The sequence below is a fragment of the Shinella sp. M31 genome (assembly GCF_049199205.1).
GTDB lineage: Bacteria > Pseudomonadota > Alphaproteobacteria > Rhizobiales > Rhizobiaceae > Shinella.
Window position 1 is genome coordinate 24,716 of the sequence record NZ_JBLZPH010000039.1, and the last position, 19,971, is coordinate 44,686.

At 63.6% G+C, this 19,971-nt stretch carries 17 protein-coding genes; 4 read left to right on the plus strand and 13 right to left on the minus strand.

All coding sequences use genetic code 11. From position 1 onward, the window contains the following. Nucleotide 1: 1 nt before the first annotated feature. The 3 genes from ACOZKU_RS05825 (at nt 2) to ACOZKU_RS05835 (ending at nt 2,306) form a co-directional block, all read left to right on the plus strand. Nucleotides 2-844, plus strand: a complete 843-nt coding sequence (locus tag ACOZKU_RS05825) for a TIGR02587 family membrane protein (protein WP_421578052.1) — start codon at nt 2-4, stop codon at nt 842-844. 7 nt (nt 845-851) lie between these two features. Then, a complete protein-coding gene (locus tag ACOZKU_RS05830; RefSeq protein WP_421578053.1) occupies nt 852-1,262 on the plus strand; it encodes a TIGR02588 family protein in 411 nt (136 codons plus the stop codon). Nucleotides 1,263-1,388: 126 nt separating this feature from the next. Next, nucleotides 1,389-2,306 (plus strand): M23 family metallopeptidase, encoded by a 918-nt coding sequence (locus ACOZKU_RS05835; protein WP_421578054.1) that lies wholly within the window; start codon nt 1,389-1,391, stop codon nt 2,304-2,306. Here ACOZKU_RS05835 and ligA read toward each other — a convergent pair. The 8 genes from ligA to ACOZKU_RS05875 form a co-directional block, all read right to left on the minus strand. Continuing rightward, nucleotides 2,293-4,452 (minus strand): NAD-dependent DNA ligase LigA, encoded by a 2,160-nt coding sequence (gene ligA, locus ACOZKU_RS05840; protein WP_421578055.1) that lies wholly within the window; start codon nt 4,450-4,452, stop codon nt 2,293-2,295. The genes ACOZKU_RS05835 and ligA overlap by 14 nt on opposite strands. A gap of 199 nt (nt 4,453-4,651) precedes the next feature. Then, on the minus strand, nt 4,652-6,322 hold the full coding sequence (gene recN, locus ACOZKU_RS05845; protein ID WP_421578056.1) for a DNA repair protein RecN: 1,671 nt from the start codon (nt 6,320-6,322) through the stop codon (nt 4,652-4,654). A 16-nt stretch (nt 6,323-6,338) separates the two neighbouring features. Beyond that, nucleotides 6,339-7,205 (minus strand): outer membrane protein assembly factor BamD, encoded by an 867-nt coding sequence (locus tag ACOZKU_RS05850; RefSeq protein ID WP_314084964.1) that lies wholly within the window; start codon nt 7,203-7,205, stop codon nt 6,339-6,341. A 154-nt stretch (nt 7,206-7,359) separates the two neighbouring features. Beyond that, nucleotides 7,360-8,316, minus strand: a complete 957-nt coding sequence (gene lpxC / locus ACOZKU_RS05855; RefSeq protein ID WP_314084965.1) for a UDP-3-O-acyl-N-acetylglucosamine deacetylase — start codon at nt 8,314-8,316, stop codon at nt 7,360-7,362. Nucleotides 8,317-8,643: 327 nt separating this feature from the next. Next, complete coding sequence (gene ftsZ, locus ACOZKU_RS05860; RefSeq protein ID WP_421578057.1) at nt 8,644-10,398, minus strand: cell division protein FtsZ; 1,755 nt, start codon at nt 10,396-10,398, stop codon at nt 8,644-8,646. Between the two features lie 101 nt (nt 10,399-10,499). Continuing rightward, on the minus strand, nt 10,500-11,831 hold the full coding sequence (gene ftsA, locus ACOZKU_RS05865) for a cell division protein FtsA (protein ID WP_117366535.1): 1,332 nt from the start codon (nt 11,829-11,831) through the stop codon (nt 10,500-10,502). Next, nucleotides 11,828-12,748, minus strand: a complete 921-nt coding sequence (locus ACOZKU_RS05870) for a cell division protein FtsQ/DivIB (protein ID WP_421578058.1) — start codon at nt 12,746-12,748, stop codon at nt 11,828-11,830. Before ACOZKU_RS05870 ends, ftsA begins: the two co-directional genes overlap by 4 nt. Continuing rightward, nucleotides 12,736-13,662 (minus strand): D-alanine--D-alanine ligase, encoded by a 927-nt coding sequence (locus ACOZKU_RS05875; RefSeq protein ID WP_117366537.1) that lies wholly within the window; start codon nt 13,660-13,662, stop codon nt 12,736-12,738. The genes ACOZKU_RS05870 and ACOZKU_RS05875 overlap by 13 nt, the downstream gene beginning before the upstream one ends. Nucleotides 13,663-14,093: 431 nt before the next feature. On the opposite strand from ACOZKU_RS05875, the gene ACOZKU_RS05880 reads away from it, so the two are divergent. Then, the gene (locus ACOZKU_RS05880) at nt 14,094-15,398 is read left to right on the plus strand and encodes an MFS transporter (RefSeq protein WP_421578059.1); all 1,305 of its coding nucleotides are present in this window, start codon (nt 14,094-14,096) and stop codon (nt 15,396-15,398) included. 70 nt (nt 15,399-15,468) lie between these two features. Here the strand turns inward: ACOZKU_RS05880 and aqpZ (ACOZKU_RS05885) are convergent, their stop codons facing one another. The 5 genes from aqpZ (ACOZKU_RS05885) to ACOZKU_RS05905 all read right to left on the minus strand — a co-directional run. Continuing rightward, nucleotides 15,469-16,155, minus strand: a complete 687-nt coding sequence (aqpZ, locus tag ACOZKU_RS05885; RefSeq protein ID WP_421578060.1) for an aquaporin Z — start codon at nt 16,153-16,155, stop codon at nt 15,469-15,471. Nucleotides 16,156-16,277: 122 nt separating this feature from the next. After that, nucleotides 16,278-16,988 carry an aquaporin Z gene (gene aqpZ / locus ACOZKU_RS05890; protein WP_421578061.1) on the minus strand — a complete coding sequence of 237 codons (711 nt, stop codon included), beginning with the start codon at nt 16,986-16,988 and terminating at the stop codon, nt 16,278-16,280. Between the two features lie 143 nt (nt 16,989-17,131). Continuing rightward, the gene (murB, locus tag ACOZKU_RS05895) at nt 17,132-18,106 is read right to left on the minus strand and encodes a UDP-N-acetylmuramate dehydrogenase (protein ID WP_314084978.1); all 975 of its coding nucleotides are present in this window, start codon (nt 18,104-18,106) and stop codon (nt 17,132-17,134) included. After that, nucleotides 18,103-19,518 (minus strand): UDP-N-acetylmuramate--L-alanine ligase, encoded by a 1,416-nt coding sequence (murC, locus tag ACOZKU_RS05900; protein ID WP_314084980.1) that lies wholly within the window; start codon nt 19,516-19,518, stop codon nt 18,103-18,105. Before murC ends, murB begins: the two co-directional genes overlap by 4 nt. Then, on the minus strand, nt 19,515-19,971 hold a 457-nt coding region (locus ACOZKU_RS05905; protein ID WP_421578062.1), incomplete at its 5' end, for a glycosyltransferase. The genes murC and ACOZKU_RS05905, both read right to left, overlap by 4 nt.

Here is a 19,971-nt window from a genome sequence, read left to right on the forward strand (position 1 = left end):
AATGGCAGGCGAGGCCGCATCCGCTGACGACGAAAAAAACGAATTCAACAGCTTCGTGACCGGCCTCGGCCGCGGCGTCGCAGGCGCCCTTTTCTTGGCGCTGCCCATGCTGATGACCATGGAAATGTGGCATCTCGGCTTCACCATCGCACGCGAGCGGCTCCTCCTGCTGCTCCTCGTCAATATTCCTCTTCTGATACTGCTCGCCCATCGCATCGGCTTCGAGGAGACGTTCACCTGGCGCGAGGCGATCCGCGATGCGATCATCGCCTATGGTATCGGCATCGTCACCAGCGTCATCGTGCTTGCCGTCCTCGGCCTGCTGCACAGCGACATGCCGGTGAGCGAAGCCATCGCTAAGATCGCGCTGCAATCCGTTCCCGCCAGCATCGGCGCCATGCTCGGCCGCAGCCAGCTCGGCCATGACGACACCGAGGAGGAGGACAAGGAAACACCCTATCACGGCGAATTGCTGATGATGGCCGCCGGCGCCCTCTTCCTCTCGCTCAATATCGCGCCGACCGACGAGATGATTGTGCTTGCCTACAAGATGTCGATCTGGCACGCGATCGTCGTCACCGTGCTTTCGATCGCGCTCATGCACGGCTTCGTCTATGCGCTCTCCTTCATCGGCGGCCATGAGCTCGAGCCGGAGACGCCGTGGTGGCATGCCTTCGTTCGCTTCACCCTGCCCGGCTATGTCATCGCGCTCGCCATCAGCATCTTCGCACTCTGGATCTTCGAGCGGCTGGGCGACAGTTCCGCCGTCGAGATCATGCTATCCGTCATCGTGCTCGGCTTTCCGGCGTCGCTGGGTGCGGCCGCCGCGCGCCTGATCCTGTGAGGCTTTCATGACCAAATCCGAACAGGGGCGCCATAGGGAACGTCAGGATCCGCACTGGATCGAATGGCTGACCGGTCTCGTATCCGCCCTCCTGGTTGCCGCCATGCTCAGCTGGCTGACATGGGAAGCCTTTACCCGCGAATCGATACCGCCGGATCTCGTCGTGACAGTGCTGACGACGGAAAAGACCTCGTCGGGCCACCGAGTCGCCTTCGACATCTACAACACCGCAACGATAACCGCCGCCGCCGTTACTGTCGTCGGGCGGCTGAGGGAGGGCGATCGCGTGATCGAGGAAGGCGACGTGACCTTCGACTATGTCGCGGCCGAATCCAAATCGACCGGCGCTATCCTCTTCCAGAATGACCCGGCCGGCCGCATCGTCGATATCCATCCGGCCGGCTACACCGATCCTTGAGGATCCCCTTATAAGCTGTGGACGAGACTCCAGAATGCGGAACCAAAGTCCGCCGCCCGGATTGAGCAGACATCGCATGGTCCGTGTCCGGCGATGAGGTAGGGCACGGCTGATCCGGAAAGTCCGATGATGGAAATGCCGCTGCTCATCCTGCTGACGACCCAGGTTCTCCTGCCGGTCTTCTTCCTGCTCTGGCTTTGGCTGCCGCGGCCGGCCGACAGGCTGGGGTGGTTGATGCGTGTCCTCTACGGCGCCTGCTATTTCGCCTTCATCGCCGTCATCGGCCGCTGGGATTTTCTGAGCACGGCACTGGATGCGGCACTGCCGATCCTCTTCCTCGTTTCCGCCCTCCTCGCCTACAGGCGCGTCCGCCACCAGCCCTGGAATCGCTCGACATCCATCATGCGCACCCATGGCTTCACGGCGGCGATGGCGGTGTTCTTCCTGGCGCTGACAGCGCGGGCGCTCTCGGGTTACGGTTATCAGGAGACGGCCGTCGAGTTGGATTTCCCCCTCGCCGGCGGCACCTACTATATCGGCCAAGGCGGCAGTGCGACGTCGATCAATTCTCACTACGCCGACCGGAGCCAGCGCTATGCGCTGGATATCGTTGCGCTCGACGGATTGGGCGCACGGGCGGCCGGCCTGATGCCCAAGGATCTTCCCAGCTATTTTGCCTATGACCGCGCAGTGAAAAGCCCCTGCACCGGCGTTGCCATCGCCACTCATGACGGTATCGACGACAACAAGATTTCCGAAACGAATACGCGGGACCCCGCCGGTAACCATATCGTGCTTGCCTGCGGTCCGGCGCGTGTCCTGCTCGCCCATCTGCGCAAGGGCTCGATTGCCGTTCACGGCGGCGAACTGGTCACCGCGGGCGAAACGCTCGGCCGCGTCGGCAATTCCGGCAATTCTTCCGAGCCGCACCTGCACATGCACGCCTATCTCGGCGGCGTCATGGATTACAATGCCGGAGAAGGCGTGCCAATGACCTTCGGCGGCCGATTCCTCGTGCGCGGCTCGTCCGTCACGATCCCTTGATGAGGTCGAACCAGCCGTCCTCGTCGATGACCTCGACGTTGAATTCCTTGGCCTTGTCGAGCTTGGAACCCGCGCCGGGGCCGGCCACGACGAGATCGGTCTTCTTCGAAACGGACCCCGCGACCTTCGCACCCAGCCGCTCCGCCATGGCCTTCGCCTCGTCGCGCGTCATCTTCTCCAGCGAACCGGTGAAGACCACCGTCTTGCCAACGACGGGGCTCGATGTCGCAACGACCGCTTCGGCCGCTTCCGGCGTCACCTCCTGGAGCAGCCGGTCGATCACATCGACATTGCGCGGCTCCTTGTAGAATTCCACCATCGCGCGGGCGACGACCTCGCCGATGCCGTCGATGCTGTTGAGTTCGTTCCAGGCCTCGCCCGAGAGCGATACGGAAGCCTTCATCGCCTCCTCGAAGGCGGCATAGGTGCCATAAGCGCGTGCCAGAAGCTTGGCATTGGTCTCGCCGACATGGCGGATGCCGAGCGCGTAGATGAAGCGGTTCAGCGCGATCGAGCGGCGGGCGTCGATCGCGTCATAGAGTTTGCGCACGCTCACCTTGCCGAAGCCGTCAATGTTTTCGAGCTTGGTCAGCGAGCCCGCCTGCCGTTTTTCCAACGTGAAGATATCGGGTGCCGTGCGGATCGTCAGCGACGGATCCTCCGCCTCGAAGAAGAAATCGATCTGCTTGGAGCCGAGGCCTTCGATATCGAAGGCGTTGCGCGACACGAAGTGCTTCAGGTGCTCGACCGCCTGCGCGCGGCACACGAAGCCGCCGGTGCAGCGCGTCACGGAATCGAGCCGGCCCGTCTTCTCGTTGCGCTCGCGCACCGCATGGCTGCCGCAGACCGGGCAGGTTTTGGGAAACTCGTAACGCTCAGCATCCGCCGGACGCTTTTCCATCACCACGTCGAGCACCTGCGGGATCACATCGCCCGCGCGCTGTACGATGACAGTATCGCCGATGCGGATGTCGTGATCCTCGTCGCGGATGCGCTCGCCGCTATTGCCGATGCCTTCGATATAGTCCGCATTGTGCAGCGTCGCATTGGTGACGACCACACCGCCGACCGTAACGGGCGTCAGGCGCGCGACCGGGGTCAGCGCGCCGGTACGGCCCACCTGAATATCGATCTTCTCGATGATGGTGAAGGCCTGCTCGGCCGGGAACTTGTGCGCCGTCGCCCAGCGCGGCGAGCGCGAGCGGAAGCCGAGGCGTTCCTGCAGCGCCAGTTCGTCGACCTTATAGACGACGCCGTCGATATCATAATCGAGGTCCGGGCGGGCAAGGCCGATCTCGCGGTAATGCGCGATGATATCCTCGACGCGCGACAGCCGCTGCGTCATCGGATTGACCGGGAAACCCCAGGATTTCAGCACCTCGATCATGCCGAACTGGGTATTGGTCGGCATCTGGGACATCTCGCCCCAGGCATAGGCGAAGAAGCGCAGCTTGCGGCTCGCCGTCACCGAGGCGTCGAGCTGGCGCAGCGAGCCGGCCGCCGTGTTGCGCGGATTGACATAGGTCTGCTTGCCCTCCGCCGCCATCTTCTCGTTCAGAGCGAGAAAATCGCTCTTGGCCATATAGACCTCGCCGCGCACCTCGACGACCTCGGGCACGCCGGCCGGCAGGCGGTTCGGGATTTCGGCGATGGTTTGCACATTGGCCGTGACGTTCTCGCCCGTCGTGCCGTCGCCGCGCGTGGCGGCGGTCACGAGGCGGCCGTTCTCGTAACGGATCGACATGGACAGGCCGTCGATCTTCGGCTCGGCGGTGAAGGCGATGGAATCATCCGGCAGGCGGCCGAGGAAGCGGTAGACCGAAGCGACGAAGTCCCGCACGTCCTCGTCGGAGAACGTGTTGTCGAGCGAGAGCATCGGACGGGAATGGGTAATCGGCGCAAAGGTTGGGAGCGGCGCGGAACCGATCCGGCGCGATGGGCTGTCGTCGCGCACCAGGGCAGGAAAGCGCGCCTCGATCTCCTCGTTGCGCCGCTTCAGCGCATCGTAATCGGCATCCGAAATCTGCGGCGCGTCCTGCCCGTGATAGAGCTCGTCATTGCGCGCGATCTCCGCCGCCAGAAAGGCAAGCTCGGCCGCGGCTTCGTCTTCGGTCAGGGTTTCGACAGGGGTTTTCGCGTTCGCCATGACATGCTCCGGGATTCGGAAAAGGTTTTAGAGCAAAGCTGACGAAAGGAAAGGTGGTAGCAGCACGGTCGCCCCTCATCCCGCTGCCGCGACCTTCTCCCCGCAAGCGGGGAGAAGGATGATGGTGCACGGCCTTGCCACAAGTCCCTTCTCCCCGCTTGCGGGGAGAAGGTGCCGGCAGGCGGATGAGGGCTATGTGTTAAACCCCGCCAGATAGCAGACGTGCGGCGGCAGCCCGCGCCTCGTCGGTCACCGAGGCGCCGGCCAACATGCGCGCGATCTCTTCGGTGCGGGCGCCTGCGTCCATGCGGGCGACGCGGGTGGCGACGGTCTCGCTGCCCTCGACCGGCCCCTTCGAGATGAGGAGATGCGTTGCCGCGCGTGCCGCGACCTGCGGCGCGTGGGTGACGGAGAGCACCTGCACGGTGGCAGATAGCCGCTTCAGCCGCTGACCGATGGCATCGGCCACAGCACCGCCGACGCCGGTGTCGATTTCGTCGAAGACAAGCGTCGGGGCCGAGCCGCGATCGGCCAGCGCGACCTTCAGCGCCAACAGGAAGCGCGAAAGCTCGCCGCCCGAGGCGACCTTCATGATCGGGCCGGGACGCGTGCCGGGATTGGTCTGGACGTGGAATTCGACGGTGTCGATCCCCTCCTCCGCCCCGCCATTAGGATCGGTGGTGATCTCGACGGTGAAGCGCGCACGCTCCAGCTTCAGCGCCGGCAGCTCCGCCATCACGGCGGCGGCGAGCGCATCGGCGGTGTGGTGGCGCTTCTCGGAAAGGGACTTGGCGGCGATTTCGAAGGCGGCGCGCGCTTCGGTGAGCCGCGCCTGCAACTGCACCAGTTTCTCCTCGCCGGCATCGAGATCGGCAAGGTCGGCGATCATCTTGGCGGCCAGTGCCGGAAGGCCGGTGACGGGCACGGAATATTTGCGGGCGGCGGCGCGCAGCGCAAACAGTCGCTCCTCCGTGCGCTCCAGCTCCTTGGGGTCGTATTCCGTCTTACGCAAAGCCGTCTCGACGGCCATCTGCGCATCGGACAGGTGGTTCAGCGCCAGATCGAGCAGCTCCACGGTTTCTTCGAGCAGGCCGGGCGCTTCGTGGCTCTTGCGCTCCAGCCGGCGCACGAGGGCGGCGATCAGCGGCACGGGCGAAGCATTGCCATTCAGGAAGTCGCTCGCCTCGTTGATGTCGCCAGCGATACGCTCGGCCTTCATCATGCGGGCGCGCACCTCGGCCAGCGCATCCTCTTCGCCGTCCTGCGGCGAGAGCACTTCCAACTCCTCGACGGACGAGCGCAGATAATCCGCCTCGCGGGCGGCCGCCTCCACCTTCTCGCGGTGGCGGCGCAGCGTGCGCTCGGCTTCCTTCCAGTGATGATAGAGCGTGCCGACGTCGGCCGCCGCCTCGCTCAGGCCACCGAAGGCATCGAGCAACAGTCGGTGCGCATCCGTATCGACGAGCGCGCGATCGTCATGCTGGCCATGGATCTCGACGAGAAGCTGCCCGGCCTGGCGCATGAGCTGCACGGACACGGGCTGGTCGTTGACATAGGCCTTGGTGCGGCCGTCCGCCGATTGCTGGCGGCGAAAGATCAGGTCGCCGTCATCGTCGATGCCGTTGTCACGCAGCAGCGCACGCGCCGCATGCACCATCGGCACGTCGAAAACCGCCGTCACCTGGCCGCGCTCGGTGCCATGGCGCACCAGCGAACCGTCGCCGCGCCCGCCCAGCGCCAGCGAGAGACTGTCGAGAAGAATGGATTTGCCAGCGCCCGTCTCACCCGTGAGCACGGAGAGACCCGGCTCGAACGCAAGGTCGAGCCGTTCGATCAGGACGATATCGCGGATCGATAGCTGCGCCAGCATGGCACGTATCTCTTGATTAGGCGCCGATCAGCTTCTTGCCGGCGCGCGAAATCCAGGAACCGTTGTTCTCACGCGGCTCCAGGCCCTTCGACTGCAGCAGCTTGTAGCTGTCGGCATACCACTGGCTGTCCGGATAGTTATGGCCGAGAACGGCGGCCGCCGTCTGTGCCTCGCTGGCGAGACCCATGGCGTAATAGGTCTCGACGAGACGCGCCAGCGCTTCCTCGATCTGGTTGGTCATCGGATAGGTTTCGACGACCACGCGGAAACGGCTGACGGCCGCGATGAATTCCTTGCGCTCGAGATAATAGCGGCCGATCTGCATTTCCTTGCCGGCGAGCTGGTCGCGGGCAAAACGCATCTTGGCCTGCGCATCCTCGACATATTCCGAGTTCGGATAGTTATCGACCACGGCCTTCATGGCTTCGAGCGTCTGCTGCGAGGTGCGCTGGTCCTGCGTCACGCTCGGGATCTGCTTCCAGTAAGCGAGGCCGATGATGTATTGCGCGTAGGCCGCGTCCTGGGATTCCGGATAGAGGTTCAGGTAGCGCTTGCCGGCCGTGATGGCCTCTTCATACTGGCCCTGACGGTAGCTGGTAAACGCGCTCATCACGAGCGCCTTGCGCGCCTGGTCGGAGAACGGGTTCTGCCGGTCGACGGCCGCGAACTTGCGGTTCGCCTCGCCCACCTTACCGGCCTGCAGGTTCGCCAGGCCCTGATTGTAGAGCGTATCGGCGGATTCGGTCTCGCCGGACAATTTCGTGATATCGATGTCGGGATCAGACTGGCAGGCAGAAAGACCAATCGAAGACGCCGTAGCGACAAGCGTAAGATAGACAATGCGCGCCGTCTTCTTCACACCAACAGACCCTGCAACAACCATGTGATAATCCCAGTTCAACGGCGCCCCATGCGGACGGGCCGCATATGCGCCCCGCGTTGTATCTCCAAAAGCGTGAAGATCGCAACGCCATGCCCACGCATTAACGCATTTTTATGGCATTCGTGTCGGGAAAGAAAAGGAATGCCGCCCGGCCTCAGAGAGACCAGGGCGCAAATTCCGGTGCGTTGACGGCGATCAGCTCGCGCTGGCCAACGCGCGCGCGCGGTGCAGCGGCTTCGACCACTTCATAGGCAGAACGGTCGCTGAGCAGCGCCTTGAGAGCATGCGCATTCATCTTGTGGCCGCCGCGGTAGGAGCGGTAGCACCCGATGAACTGCGCGCCGGCAAGCGCCAGGTCACCGACGGCATCGAGCGTCTTGTGGCGCACGAACTCGTCCTTGGCGTAGCGCAGGCCTTCGACATTGATCACGGTGTTGTCATCGGAGATGACGACCGAGTTCTCCAGCGAAGAGCCGAGTGCCAGGCCGGCGGCCCAAAGACGTTCGACATCGCGCATGAAGCCGAAGGTGCGGGCGCGGGACAATTCGCTGCGGAAGGTGGCGGGCGAAAGATCGCCCTTCCAGGACTGGCGGCCGATCAGCGGGCAATCGAAATCGATTTCGACTTCGAATCGCGTGCCGTCATAGGGCGAGAATTCGGCCCAGGAGGCGCCAGCCTCGACACGAACCGGCTTGATGATTCGGATATAGCGGCGCTTCACGGCAAGCGGGATCAGGCCCACCTCGTCGATCGCCTCGATGAAGGGCGCGGAGCTGCCGTCCATGATCGGCATTTCGGCGCCGCTGACTTCGATCAGCGTGTTGTCGAGGCCGAGCGCGTAAAGTGCTGCCATGACGTGCTCGACGGTCGCAATCGACGTAGTCGGCGAGAAGCCGAGCACGGTGCAGAGATCGGTGCTGCCGACCTGCGAGGAAACCGCGCGGTATTCGCTGACGGTGCCGTCGGCGAACTGGCGCTGAAAGACGATGCCGCTGTCGGCTTCGGCCGGATTGAAGGTGATCGAGACCGGCACGCCGGAATGCACGCCCGTGCCGGAAATCGTCACCGGGCTTGCAATCGTGGTCTGGAAACCGAGCATCGTCATGTGCATTCGCCTCGTCTTATTGCCGGCTCATTCTTCGCCGACACTTTCAATTCCTAGCCCAAGGGAGGCCTGTGGCCGGACGCCTTGCGCCCGCCGACAAAGTTTGCCTGATCGTCTGGAGTGGCTTGATGCGCTCCGGTTTCTGCCGGCGATCCGAATCCTGACTGGCCCCTGTGCCTAACCTAAATCTAGTAGGTCCCTCAGCGTCTTACAAATCACTGTTTCTTTCGTTTTGTTACGGTTTTATTCAATGCGTAAGCCGTTGAGATAGAACCAAAAACAAAAATGCCCGGATCAGGATCCGGGCATTTCGTTACCAAGCCGTGCGCGGCCTCAATTCGACTGGCGACGCAGGAAGGCCGGGATCTCCAGCTGGTCTTCCTCGCCCAGCGAACGCGGCTGCGGGTTGGCGCGGCCGTGATCGTCGAGCTGGCCGCGGCGCGGCGCGTAGAGGCTGGCTTCCGGCGACAGCGCGCGGCGCTGCTGCTGGGCGACCGGCTCCTGCTGGACGGGCTGCTGCGGCTCTTCATGACGGCCGAGCGACGAGGTCAGGCGCTTGAGGAGACCCATCGGGCCACGCTCTTCGCTGTGCGTCGCGACCGGCTGCTGGGCCGAGCGGTGATCGATTTCAGCCTGCACGACGGGCGGGAAGTCCTCGATCTTCGGCATGCGCATGGTCTGCGGCTCCTGACGGATGACCGGAGCGGTGGGCTCGACGCGCTGCTGCACAACCGGAGCGGCCTGCTGCACCGGCTGCTGGACCGGAGCGACGCGCTGGACGACCGGCGCTTCGGCCGGAGCCGAGAACAGGCGGTTCTGCAGGCGCGGCTCTTCCTGGACCTGGGCGACCGGCTGGGCCTGTACCGGGCGGCTTGCCGGGATGGCCAGCTCGCGTTCGAGGCTTTCTTCCGAGGCGCGGATGGCTTCGGCGATCGGATCGACGACCGGCTGCTGGGCAACCGGCTGCTGCAGCACGGGCTGCGGCTGCTGGAAGACCGGCTGGGGCTGCGGGGCGACGGCGACCGGCTGAGCCTGCGGCTGGACCGGAACGGCGGCGGACGGACGAACTACCGGCTTGCTGAGGCTGCGAAAGTCAGCATTCCGTGCAGCCACCTCCGAGGCCGCGCGATCGATACCGGTTGCAACAACGGAAACGCGGATCAGGCCTTCGAGCTCTTCATCGAAGGTAGCACCGAGAATGATGTTTGCGTCCGGATCGACTTCCTCGCGGATACGGGTTGCCGCTTCGTCGACTTCGAAGAGGGTGAGATCGCGACCGCCGGTGATGGAGATCAAGAGGCCCTGCGCGCCCTTCATCGAGGTTTCGTCGAGCAGCGGGTTGGCGATAGCGGCTTCGGCAGCGGCCATTGCGCGGCCTTCGCCCGATGCTTCGCCGGTGCCCATCATGGCGCGACCCATCTCACGCATCACCGAGCGGACGTCGGCGAAGTCGAGGTTGATGAGGCCTTCCTTGACCATCAGGTCGGTGATGCAGGCAACGCCCGAGTACAGAACCTGGTCGGCCATCGCGAAGGCGTCGGCGAACGTGGTCTTGTCGTTGGCGATGCGGAACAGGTTCTGGTTCGGGATGACGATCAGCGTGTCGACCGACTTCTGCAGTTCCTGAATGCCTTCTTCGGCCAGACGCATGCGGCGGCCGCCTTCGAAGTGGAACGGCTTGGTCACGACGCCGACGGTCAGGATGCCCTTGTTGCGGGCAGCCTGGGCGACGACCGGAGCCGCGCCCGTACCCGTGCCGCCGCCCATGCCGGCGGTGACGAAGCACATATGGGTGCCGTTCAGGTGGTCGATGATCTCGTCGATGCACTCTTCGGCAGCGGCGCGGCCGACTTCCGGCTGCGAACCGGCGCCGAGGCCTTCCGTGACGGCGACACCCATCTGGATAATCCGGGTGGCCTTGGTCATGGTCAGCGCCTGGGCATCGGTATTGGCAACGACGAAGTCGACGCCCTCAAGACCGGCGGTGATCATGTTGTTGACGGCGTTGCCGCCACCGCCACCGACGCCGAAGACGGTGATGCGGGGCTTCAGCTCGGTGATGTCCGGCTTCTGGAGCTTGATAGTCATTGCAGTGTTCCTTTCGTTTCCGGCCGCTTCGCCCAGCCGGTCTATTCCCAAAACTCAGTTGTCGGTCTTTCCCGGCACTCTCTACGCCGCCGGAAAACCCGTCAGAAACTTTCCTTCAGCCACTGGCCCATGCGGGCTATGCGGCCGTTGCCACCCGTCAGCTGCGAGAGCATACCGCCCTGCACAGCGTGTTCTTCCAGTTCCGCGACCTGCGGATAGATCATCAGGCCGACTGCCGTCGAAAAGGCCGGGCCCTTCGCCGCCGTCGGCAGGCCGGACACGCCGAGCGGGCGGCCGATGCGGACATTGCGAGCGAGGATGCGGCGTGCCGCTTCCGGCAAGCCCGTCAGCTGGCTGGCGCCGCCCGTCAGCACGATCCGCTTACCGACGATCGGCGAAAAGCCGGAACGCTGGATGCGGTCGCGAATGAGTTCGAGCGTCTCTTCGATGCGGGCCCGCACGATGCGCGAGATCAGCGCGCGCGGCACATGGGTCGGCTGGTCGCGGTCGTCCTCGCCGATCGGCGGAACGGTGAGGATGTCGCGCTCGTCGCCGGCATTCGCCAGCGCCGAACCATGAACGACCTTCAGGCGCTCGGCGTCCTCGATACGGGTCGAGAGGCCGCGGGCAAGGTCGGTGGTGACGTGGTGGCCGCCGAGGGACACCGCGTCCGAATGCACCAGCTTGCCTTCGGCGAAAACGGAGATCGTCGTCGTGCCGCCGCCCATATCGATGCAGGCGCAGCCGAGTTCGACTTCGTCGTCGACCAGAGCCGAGAGGCCGCTGGCGTAAGGCGTGGCAACCATGCCCTCGACCGAGAGGTGCGCGCGGTTGATGCAGAGTTCGAGGTTCTTGAGCGAGGTGCGCTCGGCGGTCAGCACATGCATATCGACGCCGAGAACGTCGCCGTACATGGAGAGCGGATCGCGGATGCCGCGTTCGCCGTCGAGCGAGAAGCCCGTCGGCAGCGAATGGAGGATGGCGCGGTCCTGGCGGAGCGACTGCTGGCCGGCGACGGCAAGCACCTTGCGCAGATCGTTGGCATCGACTTCCTGGCCGCCAAGATCGATGGTCGCGGTATATATGTCGCTCTGCAAGCGGCCCGCCGAGACGTTGACGATCAGGCTCTCGATGGTGAGGCCGGCCATGCGCTCGGCCGCATCGACGGCAAGCCGGACGACGCTTTCGGCGGCATCGAGATCGGCAATCACGCCGTTCTTCACACCGCGGGATTTCTGGTGGCCGATGCCGATGATCTCGACATTGTGCGTGCGGCCCGGAAGGATCTCGCTCTCGGCGCGCGGCGTCAGCCGACCGATCATGCAGACGACCTTGGTGGAACCGATGTCGAGGACCGAAACGACGTGAGCCCGCTTGGAAGACAGCGGCTTCAAGCGCGGCAGGCCGAAATGGGACGAACCGAAAATGCTCATGTGCGCTTCGCTGCCTTCTTCAGGTCCTTGGCCCTCTGCTCGACCGCCTTGTTGCGACGTTCGAGCGCCCCTTCCGTCAATTGAACCGTCGTGCGGTCTTCGAGACGCAGATCGACGGCTGCGATGTCGCGCTCCAGAAGCTGTTCGCTCGCATCGAGCGAGGCCAGCATGTCCATGGCGCGCGGCACGTTGTGTTCCGGCAGTTTGACGACGATGCCGTTTTCGAGACGCAGGTCCCAGCGACGGCCGGCAACCCGGATATAGGCCTTCACCCGCGATTTGAGCTCCGGCCAGCTGTCGAACTCGTCGGCAAAGCTTGCCGCCGCGGTTTCGGCATCGCGGCCGACGAACAGCGGCAGCGAGGAAAACTTGTTGTCGCGCAGCGGCGCAATCACGCTGCCGTTCTTCTCGATCAGCGACAGGTCGGTACCGTGCTGCCATATCGCGAAGGCTTCGCGTTCCTTGAGCGCGATCTCGATCGTGCCCGGATAGACCTTGCGAACCGAGACGTCCTCGACCCAGGGCAGCTCGGTCAGCCGCTGGCGGGCTTCCTTGACGTCGAGGGCGACCAGCGAGGTCGTGCCATCGAGGCCAAGGCGTTCGAGAATGTCGATTTCCGACGTTTCCCGGTTGCCCGAGACCTTCACGTCTTCGATGGCAAAGCCGATCGCGGTCGTCGAAGCCTGCGCGACATCCTGCGAGTGGCCGCCGAGCGACATGCCGTAGAGGCCCGTGGCGCCGATGAAGACGGCCGTGGCGACGCTGCCGGTATGGCGCGGAATATTGATTCGGCCAGCCGCGAGGCTGACGAGGAAGCGAACGATACGGCGCAGCGGACGCGGCAGCACGCGACCGGCTTCCGGCTCCGCGGGGCCTGCGGGACGAACCCTGCCCTTCTTGACGCTCAACGCAAACACGACGCGTCCTCCACCATCCACTTCAAGAACTCACCAAAGGAATGGCCGGCATGATCGGCCATTTCGGGCACCAGGGAGGTGGGGGTCATGCCCGGCTGGGTGTTGATTTCCAGCCAGATCAGCTCGCCATTCTCGGAGAAACGATCGTCGTAGCGGAAGTCGGAACGGCTGACGCCACGGCACCCGATCGCTTGATGCGCCTTGAGTGCGAGTGTTTGTACTTTTTGGTAAATATTTGGTGAAATCTGCGCCGGGATGACGTGTTTCGAACCACCTTTTACATATTTGGAATCATAGTCGTAGAAGGCGTGGCCCTGCGGCACCACTTCGGTCACGCCAAGCGCCACATCGCCCATCACGCCGCAGGTCAGTTCGCGGCCATAGACGTAGCGCTCGACCATGACGCTGTCGCCGTAGCGCCATTCCTGCGAGGTGATGATCTGCGGCGGATGCGACTGGTCTTCCTTGACCATGACGACGCCGAAGGAGGAGCCCTCGCGCACCGGCTTCACCACGTAAGGCGGCTTCATCGGGTGGCTGGACGTGAATTCGAATCGGTTCATCAGCCGCTGTTCGGCGACCGGGATGCCGGCGGCCTTGGCGACGATCTTCGCCTGCGCCTTGTCCATCGCGAGCGCCGAAGCGAGCACGCCGGAATGGGTATAGGGGATTTCGAGATATTCGAGCACGCCCTGAATAGTGCCGTCCTCGCCGAAGGGCCCATGCAGCGCGTTGAACGCGACATCCGGCTTCAGTTCGGCAAGCACACTGGCGATGTCATGACCGACATCGACGCGCGTGACCTTGTAGCCCACGGCCTCCAGCGCATCCGCGCAGGCGTTGCCCGACGAAAGGCTTACCGGCCGTTCCGACGAAAAACCACCCATCAACATCGCGACGTGCTTGACGCTCATGAAACCCTCAACTGAATACCGCACACTGCCCCTCGTCGCTTGTGCGGACCTGATTTTTGCTCCGGATCCGACTCGGGCGACCGAGATGGGACCACTAGAGCGGCATTAAGGTTAATGAAGCGTTTACTTTCGTTAACCTGACCCGCCGCGGGGCGAATTTTCCTCATCCGAATCAAGTCCCGCTTCGATTCCTCTTCTGGAATCAGAGAGTTGCGACCGACGCAAGAAAAACCAAAAAAATTAAAGGATGCTGAGCAAAGAGCAGCATGGCGGGGAACCCTTGGTAAACGCCGGGAAACCGGCGGAGACCGAAAAGTACGATTTTTCGCCAGTATGCGATCTTTTATTGTTTCATCGACCGTGCGGTTGACGTAATAGAACCCCGCTGCTTCCCAAGACGGCAAACAAGAAACATTAAAAAGGCACCCACGATGAGTGAGACACTCGCTTCCGGGTCGCCGACCGCAACGCATTCCAACCGCGCCGGGCTGAACTCCCCGGCCCGCGTTCTTTTTGCAAGCCTGGTCGGAACGACCATCGAATTCTTCGATTTCTACGTTTACGCCACCGCCGCCGTGCTGGTCTTCCCGACGCTGTTCTTCCCGAACAACGATCCGACGACGGCGCTGCTCGCGTCCTTCGCGACCTTCTCGATCGCCTTCTTCGCCCGCCCGCTCGGCGCCATCGTCTTTGGACACTATGGCGACCGTATCGGCCGCAAGGCGACGCTGGTGGCTGCGCTCCTGACCATGGGCGTGTCGACCGTGATCATCGGCCTCCTGCCCTCCTACGAGAGCATTGGCGTGCTCGCGCCGCTGCTCTTGGCGCTCTGCCGATTCGGCCAGGGCTTTGGTCTCGGCGGTGAATGGGGCGGCGCGGTGCTGCTGGCCACGGAAAACGCCCCTCCGGGCAAGCGCAGCTGGTACGGCATGTTCCCGCAGCTCGGCGCGCCGGTCGGCCTGTTCCTCTCCTCCGGCATCTTCTGGCTGCTGCTGCATGTCATGTCGCAGGAAACGCTGCTCGCATGGGGCTGGCGCATACCCTTCGTCGCCTCGATCGTGTTGATCGCCGTCGGCCTGTGGGTTCGCCTGTCGATCACCGAGACGCCGGCCTTCCAGAAGGCCATCGAGAAGCGGGAACGCGTGGAGGTGCCCGTCGTGGAGCTCTTCCGCAACCATAAGCGCAGCCTGGTCCTCGGCACTTTCGTGGCGCTCGCCACCTTCGTGCTGTTCTACATCGGCTCGGCTTACCTGCTCTCCTACAACGTCAAGGTTCTCGGCATTCCCTTCGTCGAGGCGCTGGAAGTCCAGCTGCTGGGTTCGGTCCTCTTCGGCCTCTTCATCCCGATCGCCGGCAAGCTCGCCGAGCGTTTCGGCCGCCGCGAAGTGCTGATCCTCACGACCGTCCTGATCGGTGTTTTCTCGTTCTTCCTGCCCGGCCTGATGACCGGCGGCGAGGCGTCGATCTTCGTCTTCGTGATCTTCGCGATGGCGCTGATGGGCATGACCTACGGCCTGATCGGCACGGCGCTGGCCGCACCTTTCCCGACCACGGTGCGCTATACCGGCTCGTCGATCACCTTCAACTTCGCCGGCATCTTCGGCGCCTCGCTCGCGCCTTATATCGCGACCTGGCTGCAGGCGAATTACGGCATGACCTATGTCGGCTACTATCTTGGCATCGCCGCCGTGATCACGCTGGCCTGCATCCTGCTTTCGGGCAAGGAAGAGGTCTGAGCCTTTCAAAAGGCTGCGAATCAAAAACCCGCCGTGGCGACACGGCGGGTTTCTTTTTGCCTTGGAGCAATCAGTCGTTCTCGCCGACGATCTTCCAGATCACGCCGCCGATGACGGCGCCGAGGATCGGGGCCACCCAGAAGAGCCAGAGCTGCGAGAGCGCCGCCGTCTCGGCAAACAGCGCCACGCCCGTCGAGCGGGCCGGGTTCACCGAGGTGTTGGTAACCGGGATCGAGACGAGATGGATCAGCGTCAGGCCGAGACCGATGGCGATCGGTGCGAAGCCCACCGGTGCGCGACCATGGGTGGAACCGAGGATGATGAGAAGGAAGAAGGCCGTCAGCACCACTTCCGCCACCAGCGCCGCCGTCAGCGAGTAGCCGCCGGGCGACAGGTCGCCATAGCCGTTCGAGGCGAAGCCGCCTGCGGCAAAACCGGTCTTGCCGGAGGCGATCAGATAGAGCACCGCAGCTGCGGCAACAGCACCGATAACCTGCGCCACGATATAGGGCACGAGGCTGGACGCCGGGAACTTGCCGGCGACTGTGAGGCCGACGGAAACGGCCGGGTTGAAATGCCCGCCGGAAATGCCGCCGACCGTATAGGCCATGGTCAGCACCGTCAGGCCGAAGGCGAAGGAAACGCCGAGCAGGCCGATACCGACTTCGGGAAATGCGGCGGCCAGCACGGCGCTGCCGCAGCCGCCGAAGACGAGCCAGAACGTGCCGAGAAATTCGGCCGAAAGTTTTTTAAACATGAAATGCCCCCTAGCCAGGCCTCGCTGGAGCGAGGCCAGTCGCGCAACCATAGCACGACTGAGGCTAGATTTCGCTAAACTTATCTGAATGAAGTCTGAACGAAATAGAATATTCGAAAACCCTAATTCGAAACATGGATTTCCCCTGTATCCCCCTCGCCGATCGCCTTCCAGACCAGCGTGCCGATAACGGCGCCGAGCATGGGCGCGAGCCAGAACAGCCAGAGCTGCGACAGGGCCGCCGTATCTGCAAACAGCGCAAGGCCGGTCGAGCGGGCCGGGTTCAGCGACGTATTGGTGATCGGGATCGAGACGAGATTGATCGCCGTCAGGCTGAGGCCGATGGAGACAGGCGCGAAGCCGGCCGGAACACGCGCATGGATGGAGCCGAGGATGACGAAGAGGAACAGCGCCATCAGCACCACCTCGGTCACCAGCGCCGCCGTCAGCGAATAGCCGCCCGGTGAGAGCTCGCCATAGCCATTCGCGCCAAATCCGCCAGGCACGAAACCGGCCTTGCCGGAAGCGATGAGATAGAGCGCCGCCGCAGCCGCCGTAGCACCCGCCACCTGCGCCACCGCATAGGGCAGCACCTGCGCGGCGGGAAATTTACCGGCGATGGCAAGTCCGACCGAGACGGCCGGGTTCATATGGCCGCCGGAAATGCCGCCGATCGCATAGATCATCGCCATCAGCGCGATGCCGGCGGAGAAGGAGATGCCGACGATGCCGATCCCGATCTGCGGAAAAGTCGCGGCCAGGATGCCGCTGCCGCTGCCGATGAAGACGAGCCAGAATGTGCCGATGAATTCGGCGGTCAGTTTTTTGAACAAGAATGCCCCCACCGCCCCGCAAAGCAGGGCCGCGCGTCGCGTCGGGCGCGCGATGTCACACGTTTTGGATGGACTTGCCTGTGGGGGAGAGGGAGTGCGCGACGCCTAAGGCGCGCGGGAACTCCCCAGCAAGGGTAGATGGATCAGGCCGTTGCGCGGCCCAGAAACTCCTTGACCTCATAGCCCGGCATGAAATTGCCGAGACGTTTGATTTCCCATTGCAGCAGGATGCCGGATTGCTCCAGCACGCGGCTGCGCACGGTTTCGCCGAGATATTCCAGCTCGTAGCCGGTCGCCTGCCCCGTATTGATCATGAAGTTGCAGTGCATCGGCGACATCTGCGCGCCGCCGATCAGCATGCCGCGGCAGCCAGCCTCATCAATGAGCTTCCAGGCCGAATGGCCCTCAGGGTTCTTGAAGGTCGAGCCGCCGGTCTTTTCGCGGATCGGCTGGACCGTCTCGCGGTGCTGGCGCACGGCATCCATCCTGGCACGGATCTCGTCCTTGTCGCCCGCCTGCCCGCGGAAGACGGCATGCGTGAAGATCAGGTCGCTCGGGGCCGTCGACTTGCGATAGCTGTAGCCCATATCCGCATTGGAGAGCACGTGCTGATTGCCCTTACGGTCGATGGCGTGAACCTCGACGACGAGGTCCTTGGTCTCGCCGCCGTTGGCACCGGCATTCATCCGCAGCGCGCCGCCGATAGAGCCAGGAATGCCGTAATAGAACTCGAAGCCCGCGATGTTGTGGTCGAGCGCCATAGCGGCGATGTTCTTGTCCGGGCAAATGCCGCCGGCCTTGATCGTGTTGTCGCCGACGAGCTCGACATCGCCAAAGCCCTTCGCCGAAAGACGGATGACGATGCCCGGAATGCCGCCGTCGCGAACCAGGAGGTTCGAGCCGACGCCGGTCACGGTGAGCGGCACGTCTTCCGGTACCAGCTTCAGGAAGGTCGCGAGGTCTTCGACGTCATGCGGGTGGAACATCAGTTCGGCAAAGCCGCCGGCGCGGAACCAGGTCACGCGGTCCATCGGCGCATCCGGCGTCAGACGGCCGCGCACCTGCTTGATGCCCTCGCCCAGCGACGCCAGAAGTTTTGCTCCATCGACCGTTCTCATGCAACCTCACCCGAAATGCCTGCCAATTCCTTTGGCAACGCCTGCGCCCAATGCGTGATGCTGCCAGCCCCCAAGAGAACCACGAAATCGCCGGGCTTTGCAATGCCGGCGACGATCCCGGCCAACCCATCCGGGGAGGCCAGGAACCGCGCATCACGATGACCGGCGGACTTGATGCGGAAAACCAGTTCTTCGGCGGTCACACCGTCGATCGGGTCTTCGCCCGCCGCATAAATCGGTGGAATCATGATCGTATCGGCATCGTTGAAGCAGCCGGCGAACTCCTCGAAGAGGCTCGCGACGCGGCTGTAGCGGTGCGGCTGATGGACGGCGATGATACGGCCCGAGCAGGCTTCGCGCGCAGCGCGCAGCACGGCCTTGATCTCGACCGGATGGTGGCCGTAATCGTCATAGACACTGACGCCGTTCCAGCTGCCGGTGTAGGTGAAGCGACGCTTCACGCCACCGAAACTCGCAAGGCCCTTGGCGATCAGCTCCGGCGAGATGCCGAGGCGCTGGGCGACGGCAATCGCCGCCGTGGCATTGGAGACATTGTGGCGGCCGGGCATCGGCAGGCGCAGGTCCTTCAGCGAAATCACCTGGCCGGTGCGGCGGCGGCGGATTTCGACGTCGAAGACCGACGTCGCGCCGTCCATGCGGATGTTCGAGAAGCGCACATCGGCCTGCGGATTCTCGCCGTAAGTGATGACCTTGCGGTCCTCGATGCGGCTGACCATGGCCTGAACCTCGGGATGATCGAGGCACATGACGCCGAAACCGTAGAACGGCACGTTCTCGACGAACTGGCGGAAGGCCGCGCGCACGGCATCGAAATTGCCGTAATGGTCGAGATGCTCGGGGTCGATATTGGTGACGATGGCAATTTCGGCCGGCAGTTTCAGGAAGGTGCCGTCCGATTCGTCGGCCTCCACCACCATCCACTCGCCCTCGCCCATGCGGGCGTTGGTGCCATAGGCATTGATGATGCCGCCATTGATGACCGTCGGATCGAGGCCGCCGGCTTCGAGCAGCGTCGCGACCATCGAGGTGGTCGTCGTCTTGCCATGGGTGCCGCCGACGGCAATCGCATTGCGGAAGCGCATCAGTTCGGCGAGCATTTCGGCGCGGCGTACGACGGGCAGCAGCTTTTCGCGCGCCGCGACGAGTTCCGGATTGCCCTTCTTGATGGCGGTGGAAACGACGACGACTTCCGCCTCGCCAAGGTTTTCCGCCTTATGACCGACAAAGACCTCGATGCCCTTGTCGCGCAGACGCTGCACATTGGCGCTGTCCGCCTGGTCGGAACCCTGCACCTTGTGGCCGAGATTGTGCAGCACTTCGGCAATACCGCTCATGCCGATGCCGCCAATGCCGATGAAATGAACGAGCCCTATGCTCTTCGGCATCTTCATGGCCGTTCTCCCTTGAATTGCGCTATGGTCTTGCCGCCCGCAATAGCCTCAACCATTAAGGCTAGCAAGCGCGCGGCATCCGGTTTGCCCGCCTTTCTGGCATTGGCGGCCATGGTGGCCATGCCTGAAGGATCGTGCATCGCCTTGGAAACGATGCTGGCGAGACGCTCCGTCGAAAGCTCCGATTGCGCAATCACCTTCGCCCCACCGCCCGAGGCAAGTGCCGCGGCATTGGCCGCCTGGTCATGATCGAGCGCGTAGGGATAGGGCACCAGAACGGACGGACGGCCGATGACGGAGACTTCCGAAACCGTCGACGCGCCGGAGCGGCTGATGATCAGATGCGCATGGCCGATGCGACCGGCCATATCGGTGAAGAACGGCGAGACATCCGCGGGAATGGCCAGATCGGCATAGCTGCGCACCACCTCGTCGCGATCTTCCGGCCGCGCC

Coding starts and splice junctions, on each gene's coding strand:
- ACOZKU_RS05835 (WP_421578054.1), top strand. CDS start 1,389: ATGATGGAAATGCCGCTGCTCATCCTGCTGACGACCCAGGTTCTCCTG.
- ACOZKU_RS05875 (WP_117366537.1), bottom strand. CDS start 13,662: ATGAGCGTCAAGCACGTCGCGATGTTGATGGGTGGTTTTTCGTCGGAA.
- lpxC (WP_314084965.1), bottom strand. CDS start 8,316: ATGCACATGACGATGCTCGGTTTCCAGACCACGATTGCAAGCCCGGTG.
- ACOZKU_RS05830 (WP_421578053.1), top strand. CDS start 852: ATGACCAAATCCGAACAGGGGCGCCATAGGGAACGTCAGGATCCGCAC.
- ligA (WP_421578055.1), bottom strand. CDS start 4,452: ATGGCGAACGCGAAAACCCCTGTCGAAACCCTGACCGAAGACGAAGCC.
- recN (WP_421578056.1), bottom strand. CDS start 6,322: ATGCTGGCGCAGCTATCGATCCGCGATATCGTCCTGATCGAACGGCTC.
- ftsZ (WP_421578057.1), bottom strand. CDS start 10,398: ATGACTATCAAGCTCCAGAAGCCGGACATCACCGAGCTGAAGCCCCGC.
- ACOZKU_RS05825 (WP_421578052.1), top strand. CDS start 2: ATGGCAGGCGAGGCCGCATCCGCTGACGACGAAAAAAACGAATTCAAC.
- ACOZKU_RS05880 (WP_421578059.1), top strand. CDS start 14,094: ATGAGTGAGACACTCGCTTCCGGGTCGCCGACCGCAACGCATTCCAAC.
- ftsA (WP_117366535.1), bottom strand. CDS start 11,831: ATGAGCATTTTCGGTTCGTCCCATTTCGGCCTGCCGCGCTTGAAGCCG.
- murB (WP_314084978.1), bottom strand. CDS start 18,106: ATGAGAACGGTCGATGGAGCAAAACTTCTGGCGTCGCTGGGCGAGGGC.
- ACOZKU_RS05850 (WP_314084964.1), bottom strand. CDS start 7,205: ATGGTTGTTGCAGGGTCTGTTGGTGTGAAGAAGACGGCGCGCATTGTC.
- aqpZ (WP_421578060.1), bottom strand. CDS start 16,155: ATGTTTAAAAAACTTTCGGCCGAATTTCTCGGCACGTTCTGGCTCGTC.
- murC (WP_314084980.1), bottom strand. CDS start 19,518: ATGAAGATGCCGAAGAGCATAGGGCTCGTTCATTTCATCGGCATTGGC.